Annotated in this window: 10 protein-coding genes and 2 pseudogenes; 8 read left to right on the forward strand and 4 right to left on the reverse strand. The window is 58.9% G+C overall.

The window, feature by feature from the left end; all coding sequences use genetic code 11:
* Positions 1 to 615 precede the first annotated feature (615 nt).
* The 4 genes from XH79_RS05460 (at position 616) to XH79_RS05475 (ending at position 3,439) form a co-directional block, all read left to right on the forward strand.
* Positions 616 to 930, forward strand: coding sequence for a hypothetical protein (locus XH79_RS05460; RefSeq protein WP_271580978.1), 315 nt, complete (start codon positions 616 to 618; stop codon positions 928 to 930).
* A gap of 311 nt (positions 931 to 1,241) precedes the next feature.
* Positions 1,242 to 1,535 carry a transposase gene (locus XH79_RS05465; protein WP_271580979.1) on the forward strand — a complete coding sequence of 98 codons (294 nt, stop codon included), beginning with the start codon at positions 1,242 to 1,244 and terminating at the stop codon, positions 1,533 to 1,535.
* A 38-nt stretch (positions 1,536 to 1,573) separates the two neighbouring features.
* Positions 1,574 to 1,993, forward strand: a complete 420-nt coding sequence (locus tag XH79_RS05470) for an IS3 family transposase (RefSeq protein WP_271580980.1) — start codon at positions 1,574 to 1,576, stop codon at positions 1,991 to 1,993.
* A 570-nt stretch (positions 1,994 to 2,563) separates the two neighbouring features.
* Positions 2,564 to 3,439, forward strand: coding sequence for a reverse transcriptase domain-containing protein (locus XH79_RS05475; RefSeq protein ID WP_442869913.1), 876 nt, complete (start codon positions 2,564 to 2,566; stop codon positions 3,437 to 3,439).
* Here the strand turns inward: XH79_RS05475 and XH79_RS05480 are convergent.
* Positions 3,426 to 4,937 (reverse strand): ISNCY family transposase, encoded by a 1,512-nt coding sequence (locus XH79_RS05480; protein ID WP_271580981.1) that lies wholly within the window; start codon positions 4,935 to 4,937, stop codon positions 3,426 to 3,428. The genes XH79_RS05475 and XH79_RS05480 overlap by 14 nt on opposite strands.
* Positions 4,938 to 5,061: 124 nt before the next feature.
* Here XH79_RS05480 and XH79_RS05485 point away from each other — a divergent pair, with 124 nt between their 5' ends.
* Both XH79_RS05485 and XH79_RS05490 read left to right on the forward strand, forming a co-directional pair.
* Positions 5,062 to 5,898, forward strand: a complete 837-nt coding sequence (locus XH79_RS05485) for a group II intron maturase-specific domain-containing protein (RefSeq protein ID WP_271580982.1) — start codon at positions 5,062 to 5,064, stop codon at positions 5,896 to 5,898.
* A 64-nt stretch (positions 5,899 to 5,962) separates the two neighbouring features.
* A pseudogene (locus XH79_RS05490) lies at positions 5,963 to 6,502 on the forward strand (transposase); the annotation flags it as partial.
* Between the two features lie 170 nt (positions 6,503 to 6,672).
* Here the strand turns inward: XH79_RS05490 and XH79_RS05495 are convergent.
* The 3 genes from XH79_RS05495 to XH79_RS05505 are packed head-to-tail and all read right to left on the reverse strand — an operon-like array spanning position 6,673 to position 10,944.
* A complete protein-coding gene (locus XH79_RS05495; RefSeq protein ID WP_271580983.1) occupies positions 6,673 to 7,710 on the reverse strand; it encodes a cache domain-containing protein in 1,038 nt (345 codons plus the stop codon).
* Positions 7,711 to 7,768: 58 nt separating this feature from the next.
* Positions 7,769 to 9,739, reverse strand: a complete 1,971-nt coding sequence (locus XH79_RS05500; protein WP_271580984.1) for a glycosyltransferase family 2 protein — start codon at positions 9,737 to 9,739, stop codon at positions 7,769 to 7,771.
* Complete coding sequence (locus tag XH79_RS05505) at positions 9,739 to 10,944, reverse strand: HlyD family secretion protein (RefSeq protein WP_271580985.1); 1,206 nt, start codon at positions 10,942 to 10,944, stop codon at positions 9,739 to 9,741. The genes XH79_RS05500 and XH79_RS05505 overlap by 1 nt, the downstream gene beginning before the upstream one ends.
* A 1,468-nt stretch (positions 10,945 to 12,412) precedes the next feature.
* Here XH79_RS05505 and XH79_RS05510 point away from each other — a divergent pair.
* Positions 12,413 to 13,626 (forward strand): IS3 family transposase gene (locus tag XH79_RS05510; protein ID WP_271580986.1). Its coding sequence is split into 2 segments (ribosomal slippage): positions 12,413 to 12,689 and positions 12,689 to 13,626, totalling 1,215 coding nucleotides; the frame shifts between segments, so codons are not numbered across the junction.
* Between the two features lie 69 nt (positions 13,627 to 13,695).
* Positions 13,696 to 14,203: pseudogene (locus tag XH79_RS05515) on the forward strand (IS5/IS1182 family transposase); the annotation flags it as partial.

Genomic DNA, 14,203 nt, shown 5'->3' on the forward strand with positions numbered 1-14,203 from the left:
GGGACATAGCTTTGTTCTCCTGTGGGGTTGATCGCGATTCGGCCCGGAGAATACTGCGCGGGTCAACTACAAGAATTTGTAGGTGACGGAAATCAAGAGCTGTCAGGAGTGCCGCCGCTATGGTGTTTCTGCATTGAACGGAGGGATTTCCGAAGGGCGGCTGAGCAGCGCTACCCCGCCCCGACGACTTGCAAATTCCGAGCCTCGTTACTCCAAGAGGCGCTTGTTCGATTGGAGAAGATTCGGCGGCTTGCGATATCCGTTGGAACATCAAGGACGAGCCCAAGGCCTACCAGCCCGAAGGAATTGACGCTCTGAAGCACTGTCGCTAGGGCAAGGTTGTAATCTTTGAGGCGATCAGCGAGCATGACGGATGTGCGGATTGACACTTCGCGGTGGGAGCGCGAGTACGGGAAGAAGCCAAGCGGGCGCCGCTATTGGCGCTTCCGGATCATATCGCCCAGTATTGCAGTCAAAGACTATGAATTAAGAACGGAGATCCCAGTGACGTTCCCCAGGGCGTGCAGGGGAGCAATAGAGAGGGCGCGGCAACGCGGTTCGGCTCAAATCGTGCTGCTACCGTGAGGGACCCTGACGAGTTGGACGATCGAACGCATGTTTTACCGCAAGGCGCGCCGACGTGAGGTATTTGTCGGCCCTCGCATCAGTGCGGGCGGCGGTCAGGCGTGGATCGAACAAGGCGAACTTCACGCCAGCTTCGAAGATTCGTTCGCACATGTGACGCGCGAAGTGGATCTCGAAGAGTACCAAGCGCGCGTTGCCGCTTCACGCAAGATGTCGTTGATCATGCCGCTTCTGGGCGCGCGAACGCGTCGAACGGAGCCGACGTTTCGCGCGGCCTTCAAGCTCGTTGTCTTCACTCGCTTAGAGCAGCACAAGTGCCATCATCGCAAGCAGCCAGGCCCCTAGGAGGATGGCGGGTAAGCGCCATCACTGTAGCCTCGTTGCGCATTCGCCGCTCGGCCCTCCCGCAGCGCATCCGGCCCGTAGATCGCATGATAGTTTGACCATGCTTCATCGACCCGCCGCAGCATCTCGGCCTCGTACCATCGTGCATGCGCAATCGGTGGTTGATGCCGAACTCTAAAATGAGTTGCTTCGTAACTTCGAGATGCGAGCTGGCAGACCGTCGTCATACACACTCTGACAGTTTGAAATGGCCCGATTTTGGGACCACGTGCTTAGTTCGAGGGGGCGGCTCCGTTTGATAAGCGGAGCGGATGATGACGACGAAGACGAGACGCAAGATCGACGCGGCATTGAAGGCAAAGATCGCACTGGAAGCCGTGCGGGAGCAGGCGATGGTGGCTGATCTGGCCCAGCGCTACGAGGTTCACCCGAACCAGATCTATGCCTGGAAGAAGCAGCTGCTGAACCAGGCGGCCCGGGCCTTTGACGCGGGTGTCGGGCGGGAGAGCGAGGACGCTCGCGAACGCGAGATCGAGAAGCTGCACGCCAAGATTGGACAACTGACAGTCGAGCGCGATTTTTTAGCGCGGAGGTCCGGAAGATGAGCACGCCGGACCGTCGAGGATTGCTCGATCGCGCCGACATGGCGCTGTCGATCCGCCGGCAATGCAGGTTGCTTGGCATCGCGCGCTCTGGGGTCTACTGGCCGCCACGGCCGGCCAACGACAACGACCTTGCCCTGATGCGGCGGCTCGACGAGCTGTTCACCGCCTTGCCGGTCCTGGGCTCGCGGCGAATGAGCGCGATGCTGAAGGCTGAGGGGCTTCGGGTCAATCGCAAGCGCGTGCAGCGGTTGATGCGCAAGATGGGCATCGCGGCGCTGGGACCAAGGCCGAACACGACGAGGCCGGGCCACAAGATCTATCCCTATCTGTTGCGCAGCATGACGATCGACCGGCCAAACCAGGTGTGGGCGGCCGACATCACGTATCGTGCGCCTCGCCCCATTTGGGGAGCGTATGACTGGAATGCAAAAGAGAAAGGAGGAAGAATACAACAATGACTTGTCCCCTGCTGTGAGGGGACATGAGCCCAAGCGGCGGTGACCTGTCGTCAACTGGCAGGGTGACGTAGCCCGCAGGTAAAGGGGATTGAGGCGAAGCCGTTAAGCCGAGATGGTCCCCGAGGCTGAAGTATTGGAAGGTTGAGGAACACGAACCGGTTCACCCGCATCTGTGGGCTGAAATGTCGCCTCCGCCTACACGGCTTAACAGGTGGAATGCTGATGATGTCGCTGGACAATATGACGGTCGGCATCCGAACGCGAGCCCAGATGTAAGGACGCTCGCGGGGGGCATGGGGAGAACGCAGCCAGACCATGGCATCGGCATCGACTTGCGGAAAGCAAGGGAAAAGACTGCGACCGGCAGCCACACCAATACGATGACGTCCAGCATATGAACGAGGGAAGGCATGATGGAATGCCCACGATGCTCTGCGTCGCAAGGGAGTTGACCCTGATGTCCACCATGCTGGCGGAGTTCCCGTAGTAGTCCGCGGCAGGGAAAACCTGCCACATGGCGAAGGGGAACAGTTCAAACTGCTTGGAGTGCAAACTACCTGACCGAATGAGGTGAAGACAATCGGTGAAACGCAGCACAAGCTCGCGACATGGGCCGAGAGCGATCCGAACCGAAGGTTCGATCGGCTCCTTCGTCTGATTGCCAACCGGGAATGGCTTGCCGAGGCCGCTCGGATTGTTCTGGCGTCAAGTGGCGCACGAACACCGGGCATCGACGGAATAGATAAGCAACGACTGCAGGTCAGACAGGAACAGCATCTGGATGACCTGCGGAAAAGCCTGCTGGACGAGAGTTATCGCCCCCAGCCGGTGAAGCGAATCTATATCCCGAAAACCAACGGCAGGCTACGCCCACTGGGTATCCCGACTCTGACGGATCGCATCGTCCAACGAGCCATGCTCATGGCCATGGAGCCAATCTGGGAAAGCGACTTCCATCGCCTATCCTATGGCTTCCGGCCTGAACGGAGCGCGCACCATGCCGTCCGCACCGTGAAGATACAGCTCCAGGATGGAGCCGACACGACGAGGGGCCGCTGGATCATCGAAGGTGATCTGGCAAGCTACTTCGACACGGTCCATCACCGGCTGCTTATCAGATGTGTGCGGCGACGCGTGCAGGAGGGGCGGTTTGTTGATCTTCTCTGGCGGTTCTTGAAGGCAGGTCACATTGACCGTGACCTGTTTACAGCCTCCAGCGAGGGGGTTCCGCAAGGTGGCGTGCTGTCACCGCTCTTGTCCAACTGCGCGGCGTCGATCAGGGTGAGACTCCGTATTGCCGCATATAGCGATGTTCCCGGGCGAGATCGGTTGCCTCATTTATTTTGCTCCTGGCTTGGGTTGAGGAGGAGGCCGGGTGCGGAGATGGCCGGGGTTTCGGAGCGCCCGGCCTCCTCCGCTGGCAGCCGGTACATCATTGAGTCGTGACCTCTGACCTTGGTGGCATTTTCTCCGTAGGAGCGAACAGCAGCGCATTCGCTTGCTCGCTGCGCCAGGATTTAAGCCGCCGTTGAAGCGTTCGAAGAAGCTTGTTCGGGTAGGCTCCAGGATATTCCACCTGCAGGCGGGAGAGCAGTTCGCGGCCAGTCCGCCAGGGCTCGGCTTCAAACCATTTTCGCAAATCTGGCGTTGCGCGAATGAGCGGGTCGGGACGACGCCGGCCTCTTTTCGCCTTCACGATTGGCCGATCCGTCGGTCGCATAGCTCCGTCCTTCCAGGCCGTTCGCAGGCTTGCCAGGAAGCGATCGGTCGATTGCGATGCCGCAGCAGGATGGGCGATTGGTTGGGTATCTGCGAGGGCCGCGAGGCGCTCCTGCGCGTCGCGGATGTCGCGCAACAACGCGACCGGATCGAGAGCGGCATAGATTTCTTGGAGATGGTGGCGGACTGCGTCAGGCGTGCGGGCGTCGGCGGCCAGGCGCTGGTGGGGTGTTGCCGGCGCGCTGTATGTCTTGCGCACACGAGCACCGTCGCGCTGCTTGGCTATCAGCTTGAACGAGGGTTGGAAGAAGTTTACGAACAGCCGCGCTGCTCGATAGAGTTCTGCCAGCAGCTCGGCCGCTTCGAGGCCTTCGAACCGACGATAACCGACCATCCTGCGCACGACCGCGCCGTTCTTCTGCTCAACGAACGCCTGGTCATTCTTCCGGTAGGGACGGCAACGCGTGAAGACAATGTTGGCTGCCTCGCAATAGCCTTTCAGCGTCTCGTTCATGAACACCGTATCATTGTCAGTGTCGAGGCCGAGCAGCGTAAAAGGCAAATGTTTGCGCAATTCCGTCAGCACCGTGCTCAACAGCGTCTGTTCGCGCACGATCAGGGGAGCGCACTCTGTCCAGCCAGTAGCAATGTCCGTGAGCACGAGGGTCTGGATAAAGCTGCCGCGCGCAGATGGTCCGCTATGCGCTACAAGGTCAGCCTCGACGAATCCTGGCGCCGGATCGTTCCAATCCGCCGACGTCCGTATCGGAACACTGCGACGCAGAGAATGCGCTGTGTGCCGCCGGCGCTTGCGACCCAATTTTTCTCGGATCGGCACCAATACGCGGTCAATCGTCGCAGCACTCATCGCCAAAAGCTTGGCGCGGATCTCGGGGGCAAGGTCGAGGTGGCCATGCCGTTCCATCGCCTCAATCAGCGCAGGCATTAACGCCTTCAGCCGCTTCCCGCAGATCCGGTCTGACGCTTCCCAAAGGAGCACGAGCGCGTTGTGTTCTGCCTCATTATAGATCCGACGTCGCGGCCGTCGGCCTGGGCGTGCGTCTTCCTGGCCTCGAAGTAGTCGCATCGCATGCTTGCGATGAAACCCAGTGATGTCGACGAACTCGTCTAATATTCGCGCCTTCTTCGCGCGATCCGAATGCCGATAACGCATGCCTGCCGCCGCCGTCAGTTCCTTCCGCGTTGCCATGCTCAGCCGCCCCATCTGCGCCCCCGCTCGTCCCCGATCCAGGGGAGCAATTTACGTGAGGCAACGGCTCAGCATCCGGTAACAATTAAGGCGAGGCAATGCGCGCTCTCATCCTGATTGTCGCGCTATATCCAACATCATGCTCCGCGAGTTTGATGCGTGGCTGGAGGCGAAATACCTGAGCGACAAGGCTCGCAAGGACCGCTGGGCATGGAACTTCGGCATCAAGCTGGGCCGCCCTATTACGGTTCGAGAGAACCGGCAATGGAAGCCGGCGGTTGCCTATTGCCGATACGCTGACGACTTTGTCGTCATCGTAAAAGGGGCCAAAGCTCAAGCAGAGGAAATCCGCGAGGAATGCCGCGCCTTTCTGGAAGGCAAGCTGAAATTGACGCTGAATATGGAGAAAACCCATGTCACCCACGTCAATGACGGCTTCGTCTTTCTGGGGCACAGGATCATTCGCAAGCGAGGGTCGCACGGGCGCATGTCCGTCGTCACAACGATACCCAAGGAAAAGGCGAAGGGGTTTGTTCGCAGGCTCACTGAAGCCCTTTCCGGCAATCATAGTGTCAGCACGGTCGACATGATCGCTGGCCTGAACCGCCAACTGGTGGGATGGGCAGCGTTCTACAAGTTCACCGACTTCACCGCGCACGTATTCCGGCGCATCGACCATGTCGTATTCTGGAAAATGGCGCATTGGCTGGGGCACAAATACCGATCTCGCATCAAACCTTTGATGCGGAAATGGTATCGAGCCCCGGAACCGGGCAAGGCGAAAACCTGGCTCGTGTTTGGTTGGAATGAACGGGGCGGACCGCACGGAAAAGCACTCTACAGGCTTGTCTCAAGTCCGAAGGCGCAATTCCGGTGGCGCAATCCGGAGGAAAATCCCTACATCTTCCGAAAAGAAGCCCGCAGCACTGTCACCTCGCACTATCATGATTTTGCTATGGCCGTGGGCCAAGCTTGAACGGAGAGCCGTATGCGCTGAAAGGTGCACGTACGGTTCGGGGAGGAGAAGCGCGTTCGCGCTTCTTACTCCACTGCCCATCGGCCGCGGCTTTCTTTATCTCGTCGCCATCATCGACTGGGCGAGCCGTGCGGTTCTGGCGTGGCGGTTGTCGAACACGATGGACGTCTCGTTCTGCGTGGCGGCTCTGGACGAGGCGCTGGCGAAGTATGGCACGCCGGAGATTTTCAACACTGACCAGGGCAGCCAGTTCACCAGCGCGGCCTTCACCGGCGCGTTGGCGGGCGCAGGGATCAAGATCTCCATGGATGGCCGCGGTCGTTGGATGGACAACGTCTTCATCGAGCGGCTGTGGCGGTCGCTTAAGTATGAGGACATCTATCTCAAGGGCTATGCCGACGGCCGCGAGACCAAGGCAGGCATCGCGAGCTGGATCGCCTTCTACCACGATCGTCGCCTTCATCAGGCCCACGGCTATCGCACGCCGATGGCGGTCTGGCGCGAACGGATGCAGGCTGCGAAGGCTGTGGACATGGTGGACAACGCTGGCGCGTTGACTACATGCCCACAGCAACTGCAGCAGACAGCATCTCTGGCAGCATGATAGAAACGGATCAGGAGCGGTCAGTTTCCAACTAACAAACCGGTTCAAGTGGTCCCGCTCCGCGAGTCCATTTCACACCTCACGCAAATTCATGCCCGGTGCGTCAGGCCTCCGTCGTGAAGGCCATTCTGATCATCGTTCAGCTAGTCGTCTCCACCCGGTGCTTGGATTCAGTTGCGACCAGAGTGCCCCATCAGCTTCGACTGGATACGAGCTAGCGCGTCACTGAGCCTCGCCGCTTCATTAAAGCGTGTTTCCGAATATGGCGGGCGCGCAGATGGATCGTGCAAGAGGGCCTCCGCTGTATTCGAGAGCCGGCGAAGGGGCGTCCTCAGCCACTGCGCCGCACAAAAGAGCAGTGCTAGTGTAGCAATGGCACAAGCACCAAAACTACTCCAGAATGATCGGATTAGATTACGGGTGGACGCAAGCGCCTCGTCGGCACTCTGCCGAACCAGAAGAGACCAACCGAAGCTCGGAAGGTTCGCGAAGCCGACCGTCGGAACGATCACCGTGAAGTAGTCCCTGCCGTCAGCCCAACGTTCGCGCAGAGACGCAGTCGTGACGCGACTAGCCGCAAGCGCGGAGCCGATGTTGAGCGGCTTGTTGATAAGATCCGGCGGACCAAACAGGACGGTTCGATCTCCCGAAAGCAGCAGCACATCAATGCCGGGTACTTGTAACGAGTCCATGCCTTCTGCGACCCATTTCCAGTCGAGGTGAGCGCCGATGACCCCGGCAACGGAGCCGGCGTGGCGCAACGGCGCTGCCAGGTCGATAAAGCGATAGGGCTCACGAGGTGGAGGCAACTGGGTGGCCAGTAGTTGAGCGGCATGCACATCGATAGCCGCCGGCGAGACAAGGCCCCGCCTAAACCAAGGTCGCTGTGCAACGCTTGCTCCTTCGAGCATGCCGTCTTTAGCCGCGAGAATGGTCCCTTCGAGATCCGCGACGCCGAGCCAAGTGTAGCGTCGATCAAGGCGGCTCAAGAAGTCGATGTGTTCTCGCGCATTCTTTAGATCAGTTAGGTCAATGAGCTCAGCGGACCGAGCTACATCCATCCAAACTCCGTAGAGCCGGCGGGCCAACAGCGCGGAACTCATTTCGCCGCGAATTCTTAACGCGTCGAACTGCAGCTGCTCTCCCCCTTGCTGTAGCAAGGCCGTGTAGATCGTCGCGGTCACCACGGCCGGCACCAATATGAGCAAGGCGCCTCCCCAGAACACCAAGGAGAGTAGGCTCGGTCTTCTCGGCATCTCGTGCTCCTTAACTCGTTAGAGCTCGCGCCAACTCGCGGATCATTTGCAAGATGTTCCCTCGATCGGCCCCTGGCATGGCCGATTCAGTGTGAAGCTTCTTGATAATTTTCGCCCTTTGCTCGGGAGTTGGAGAGAACTTGATTCGATAGCCATCACGAGTAGTCGCAGCAACATGCGCGTCTACTCCGGTAATCCCGGGCAGGTCGAGCTTCCCTGCTGCTCCGGCGGAAAGTCCGGATGGACCGCTGATTCGAGCGCCCCCTCGGCCCAGATTGAGAAGCCATCCGCGATGCTTCTCACCTTGGATCACCAACGTGATGGGTTCTGGAATCTGGCGCTGAGGTCGATCGTATCTCGGTCGTTCAATGCACACCACGACGGCCACGAACAGCACCAGAATGTTGTAAACTGTCCAGAACATCACGATAGCCGTGCCGTCGCCCGCTGTTGCGGACGTATCGAAGACAAAATCGGAGTTCAACGGCACGATCAGGCCGCCGATCGTAAGTGCGAGTAGGAGTAGAAACGGTCGCATCAACGCCCATTGAACAACGACCTTGGTGCGGTCGCCGCCTTTGGCCGTCACCGAGAATTTATGCGAGCCGCTGGTCAGAAGCCCGAGAGCCGCTGCCTGACTGATGGGCCAGGCAGCGATCAGTTGAGCCGTATCGTTGAGAAGCGGGACAAACAACCCTTTTGAAAGCCAGTTCAGGGACACCAGAACCATTAGGTAATAGGGTACATAGTACCTGATAATTTCCCCCAGCGACGCGTTCACGATGGTGATGCCGAACCACCAGTACAACAGTGGGCAAATCAGGCTGGCAAGCCTGAAGGGAAAAGTGCTGAGCCAGTAGAGCAATGAATCGAGGATCCCGATTCTATGCATCAGACCAAGGCTGCGCGTGCCAAAGGGGCTGTATGAGTTGCGGACAATTTGCATCAAGCCGAGGCACCACCGTCCACGCTGAGTAATATACTCTTTCAGTCCTTCGGGAGCCAAACCTTCAGTCAATGGCTCGTTAAGGTACACAGTTTGCCAGCCGTTTTCCGCAAGCTTGAGGGTGAGTAGGAAGTCCTCGGTTACGCTTTGTGTTGGAATCCAGCCAATCTGCTCGACGGCCTGTACCCGCATTACGGATGATGTCCCACAGCAGATGGCAATCCCCCAAGCGTCCCGCGCTGGCTCGACGTTGTCAAAGAAATGACGTTGTTCATCCGGATATGCGGTGCTTATTCCAAGGTTATGTTGGATCGGATCAGGATTGAAGAAGTGCTGCGGGGTTTGCACTAGTGCGACGCTTGGCTCGTGAAACAACGCTAGCGTCCGCTCGATGAAGTCCGCATGGGGAACGAAATCTGCGTCAAGTACAGCGACGAAGACCGGGGGGGCTGGATCGCGGGCGCACGCGCGAAGTGCATGGTTAATGTTTCCCGCTTTAGCGTGCTCCTTATCCGAGCGTGCGAGATATCCGATTTCGTGCAGCTCGCAAAGTTGCCGCACCCAATTCCTGGCGCCGTCGTCGAGGATAAAAATCCGAAGCCGTGGATAGCGGATTTGCGCCGCGCCAATGATCGTGCGCTCGAGCACTTCCGACGGCTCGTTGTAAGTCGTGATAAAGACGTCCACACGCGGCGCTTCTCCAGGCAGCCACCATTCGGAGTACCGGTCTGCTTCTGCCGACCGCTCTTTCACCCGCGACAGTATGAAAAACGCGATGGTAGAGGAAAGCATCGTCAGAGCTTCGAGGATGGCGAATCCCCAACTGAACAGCGCGTCCGCAGTCCAGTCGAGGGGCGCCAGCGTTTCGGTGAAGCGCCAAGCCATATAACGCCAAGACAGTACGGCAGCCGTCCCCAGGAGAAGAGCGCGCCAATACCACTTCATCGGATTGAGAAACGGAAAGACGGTAAGGCAGAGCCCAATTATGAAGGCGGCGCCTGCGAAGGCAGCAACGAGTGGCGACAGCAGAATCATCAGAGTCCGTACCGCGTTATAAAGCGACGGAATTGTGCGATTGGGCCAGCTGTGAAGATGACGCGTCCAGTACGTCCAATCGCGCAGCCGAGATCTGCCTCTCCTGCAAGGTCTGGAACTGTCACTGTGACATCAAAGCGCTGGAGATGTTGCGCACTTGGACCCACAGCAAAATTGGTGTAGAGCGAGGCCGCACCGGATCCGCCAAGGCGGGTTATGGTTCCATTGAAAATACGATCATCTCGAAACAACCGAAATTGCGCGGCCGTTCCCACCGAGAGACCGTCGTAGAGAGATTCGCTGACGCCCGCGGTGACAATCTGGGTACTGCAGTCTACGATCTTGACGAGATCCTGGCCGCGCCGCGCGTATTGGCCATCGTCTATTAGTATGTCCCAGACCAGACCAACGACGCTGGCATTAAGGGTAGCGAAGCTCAGATTATTGACACGAAGACGCTCGGCATCGACTTGCCGGTCGAGCTGTACAATACGTGCTTTCACCTGCTCCTTGTCGACATTTAGCTCGGCCAACCGCTGCTCGAGCTCTCGGATACGTTGGGCCGAGGAGGGAGCGTCGTTATAGGACTCCCCGATGAAGACGCCCTCGCGAGCGGACGTAAGTTCCGTCTCCAAATATTTCACTCGCTGCTGCGCACTCTCCAGTTCTTGCTGCGCGACGTCGTAAGTTGCACGAGCGCGATCCAAATTCGCCGCCGTCTGTACACCACGCGTGCTCAGTTCGTTTGCTCGCTTGAATTCTGCGTCCGCTTGACGAAGGCGTGTGGCCGCAGCGTCTTGAGCTGCTTTCGTTTCGGCAATTCGAGCCTCAATCTGCCGAACCCTTCCGCGCTGGTAATCAGTTGATTGAACATCGAAGCGAGACCTGGATGCGGACAAGGCCTCTCGCTGGCCAACAAGACGGTTGAGCTCGATCTGCTGGTTCGTGCGATCGCGATCAAGCTCAAGAAGCCTCGCGGTATCGAAGCGTTGGTCGTTGATTTCTGCTATGAACTCGCCGGGACTAATGCGCGCGCCGATGCTCTTTACGGCAAGCGTTACCTTTCCTTCGATCGGGGCGCGAACGATGTAGAGCCGCGCATTGAGTGTAGCATCCGCCGATGTTCCAGCGAAGTGCTCACCGATAATAACGTACAATCCCACTGCCAACAGGGCCAAGCCGACGATTGCACGTACGAGCCTCATAAGGACATTCCAACTGCGTTTATGACGGGAAGGTCGCGCAGCGTATTACTGAGCAGCTACGGTCCAATCGTTTTCGCCTAAGCGACCCTCCGCCCTGCTTTGGATTGCCAAGTCCGCTCGGATGCAAGTGTTAGTGGCTCAGGCGTCATGATCAGACTAACAGGCTGGTAAAGAAGAGCTTCGTGATCTCAGCGGCAGGAGGATCCGTATCGTCAGAAGTGCAAACGGTCATGAATTCATTCCTGCAGTTCCAGCAGCGCCAGAGATCTTGGACCCCCCGCGCACCGATGCGTTCATGCCACTCGGGGTGGACCAATGCAGAGCCACATTGAGGGCAGTTTTTGTGACGTTCTATTGAGACCGATTCCATGTGGCAGCTCGTGTCATTGCGTCAAAAGGCCACAGCCGACGTTAGTGTAGCCGCCGCTTCGTGGCGGCTGCGGTAGATGGACCTCTCTGTTCAAATCCTGTGCCAACCGCGACAGCTTGATCAGTAAGGGATAATTTTTCAAGGAAGTGTACCAAACCGACAGCATGTCAGAGATCGGACAGTCAAGGTCATGTTCTAACGTAAGGTCGCAAATCGGACTAAGTCTCGTTTTGGAAGCCTTGGGGGATCGTTTGGTGCTGAGTAATGCGGCCTGGGAGGTTTGGCTGATCATAAACGGCCTGGTCAGGAGGGCTCCCACCTGGCGGGGAGCAGCGGATGTCCGTGGAAGCGTGATTCGGATCGTGTGCGTCCGGCGCTCCCTGGAGTAATCAGGAGCCGTTAGGAGTTAGGAGACGGCTCCGGCGCTTCAGTCGGAGGGGCATTAGGGGATTTGGATAACGGCTCTTCGAGATGATAATCCAGACTTCGGGTATCTGATCGCCGTTAATTCAGCTCATCGTGTATCTGCACGCCGCCAGAGCGAAGAGGAGTAGTCGAAGATCAGGCGCTTGGCCGCTCGCGCACCCTGAGCGCATAGGGCCGTTCGCGGGCCCCTGTGCGTTGACGCTGGAGTCGGTCAAAACGGTGATGCACGACAGGCCGCCGCCCGCAATCGCGTAATCGAGCCAAGGTGATCTCTTAAGAGTCTGCGCCCCGTCCAAGTGAATGCGCCCGCCCTGAGCAAAAATGCAGTCGGCTGTGAACAAGCCTGTAAGCGATTGAGCAGGAGTCTGTTTTTGGTGTTTTGACGGCGTTTGAGATTGCAGGGATTTGAGGCTTGATGGTCGCAAACCTTGCAAATTCGTTTTGTGGATTCCTCTCCGCTGTGAACCGTGCTTGTATGGTGCACCGGAGGGACGATGCGGCCGAAGAAGCACAAGACGACGGGATCGAACGATCTGTTCCGGGCACGGCTGGACCAGATCATCAACATGAAGCACGAGTTGGTTCTGCTTGCCGGCAAGTGAAATGGACCCCGATTGTGGGACCACGTGCTTAGTTGGAAGGGGCTGCTCCGTTTGATAGACGGAGCGCATGATGACAACGAAGACGAGACGCAAGATCGACGCGGCACTGAAGGCAAAGATCGCGCTGGAAGCCGTGCGGGAGCAGACGACGGTGGCCGATCTGGCCCAGCGCTATGAGGTTCACCCGAACCAGATCTATGCCTGGAAGAAGCAGCTACTGGACCAGGCGGCCCGGGCCTTTGACGCGGGTGTCGGGCGGGAGAGCGAGGACGCTCGCGAACGAGAGATCGAGAAGCTGCACGCCAAGATTGGACAACTGACAGTCGAGCGCGATTTTTTAGCGCGGAGGTCCGGAAGATGAGCACGCCGGACCGTCGAGGAATGCTCGATCGCGCCGACATGGCGCTGTCGATTCGCCGGCAATGCATGTTGCTTGGTATCGCCCGCTCTGGGGTCTACCGGCCGCCACGGCCGGCCAACGACAACGACCTCGCCCTGATGCGGCGCCTCGACGAGCTGTTCACCGCCTGGCCGTTCCTGGGCTCGCGGCGAATGACCGCGATGCTGAAGGCTGAGGGGCTTCAGGTCAATCGCAAGCGTGTGCAGCGGTTGATGCGCAAGATGGGCATCGCGGCGCTGGGACCAAGGCCGAACACGACAAAGCCGGCGCCGGGCCACAAGATCTATCCCTATCTGCTGCGCAACATGACGATCGACCGGCCAAACCAGGTGTGGGCGGCCGACATCACGTATCTGCCCATCGGCCGCGGCTTTCTTTATCTCGTCGCCATCATCGACTGGGCGAGCCGTGCGGTTCTGGCGTGGCGGTTATCGAACACGATGGACGTCTCGTTCTGCGTGGCGGCTCTGGAAGAGGCGCTGGCGAAGTACGGCACGCCGGAGATTTTCAACACCGACCAGGGCAGCCAGTTCACCAGCGTGGCCTTCACCGGCGCGCTGGCGGCCGCAAAGATCAAGATCTCCATGGATGGCCGCGGTCGTTGGATGGACAACGTCTTCATCGAGCGGCTGTGGCGGTCTCTCAAGCATGAGGACATCTATCTCAAGGGCTATGCCGACGGCCGCGAGGCCAAGGCAGGGATCGCGAGCTGGATCGCCTTCTACAATGATCGTCGCCTTCATCAGTCCCTCGGCTATCGCACGCCGATGGCGGTCTGGCGCGAACGGATGCAGGCCGCGAAGGCTGTGGACATGGTGGACAACGCTGACGCGTTGACCACATGCCCACAGCAACAGCAGCAGACAGAGTCTCTGGCAGCGTGATAGAAAGGATCAGGAGCGGTCAGTTTCCAACTAACAAACCGGTTCAAGCGGTCCCGCTCCGCGGGTCCATTTCACCAGCACGTTTTCCCGCACGAGCGCTCGGACCTGAGCCATTGGCGCAAGCGGCTCGGTGACAAGCTTGAGCGGTTGTTGGCCGAGAGCCTTCGGGTGGCGCACGAGACCGGTGCGTTACGAAGCCAGGACCTCAAGCGGGTCACGGTCGACACCACAGTGCAACCGAAGGCCATCAGCTTCCCGACCGACGCCAAACTGCTGCATGCAGCGATCCGGGGGCTGAACCGCCTGACGAGGAAGCACGGGGTCAGGCTGCGGCAATCCTATTGTCGCGTGGCCAAAAGCGCGGCGATGATGGCGGGCCGTTACGCTCATGCCAAACAGTTTAACCGGCATCAGCGGCAGCTGCGTATCCTGCGCAGCCGGCTGGGGCGGATCATCCGCGACATCCGCCGCAAGATCGAAGGCCAGGCGACGCTGGAGGCGGCGTTCGCCCTCCCGCTTGGCCGGGCCACGCAGATCCGCTCGCAGCAGCAGCGCCAGCGCGGCTTCAAGCTTTATT

It is taken from the genome of Bradyrhizobium sp. CCBAU 45389, assembly GCF_028128625.1.
Classification (GTDB): Bacteria; Pseudomonadota; Alphaproteobacteria; order Rhizobiales; family Xanthobacteraceae; genus Bradyrhizobium; species Bradyrhizobium liaoningense_B.

What these genes read in the sequence shown, in the direction of transcription:
- XH79_RS05460 (WP_271580978.1), top strand. Translation starts at nt 616, where the DNA reads ATGTTTTACCGCAAGGCGCGCCGACGTGAGGTATTTGTCGGCCCTCGC.
- XH79_RS05465 (WP_271580979.1), top strand. Translation starts at nt 1,242, where the DNA reads ATGATGACGACGAAGACGAGACGCAAGATCGACGCGGCATTGAAGGCA.
- XH79_RS05505 (WP_271580985.1), bottom strand. Translation starts at nt 10,944, where the DNA reads ATGAGGCTCGTACGTGCAATCGTCGGCTTGGCCCTGTTGGCAGTGGGA.
- XH79_RS05470 (WP_271580980.1), top strand. Translation starts at nt 1,574, where the DNA reads ATGGCGCTGTCGATCCGCCGGCAATGCAGGTTGCTTGGCATCGCGCGC.
- XH79_RS05485 (WP_271580982.1), top strand. Translation starts at nt 5,062, where the DNA reads ATGCTCCGCGAGTTTGATGCGTGGCTGGAGGCGAAATACCTGAGCGAC.
- XH79_RS05500 (WP_271580984.1), bottom strand. Translation starts at nt 9,739, where the DNA reads ATGATTCTGCTGTCGCCACTCGTTGCTGCCTTCGCAGGCGCCGCCTTC.
- XH79_RS05480 (WP_271580981.1), bottom strand. Translation starts at nt 4,937, where the DNA reads ATGGGGCGGCTGAGCATGGCAACGCGGAAGGAACTGACGGCGGCGGCA.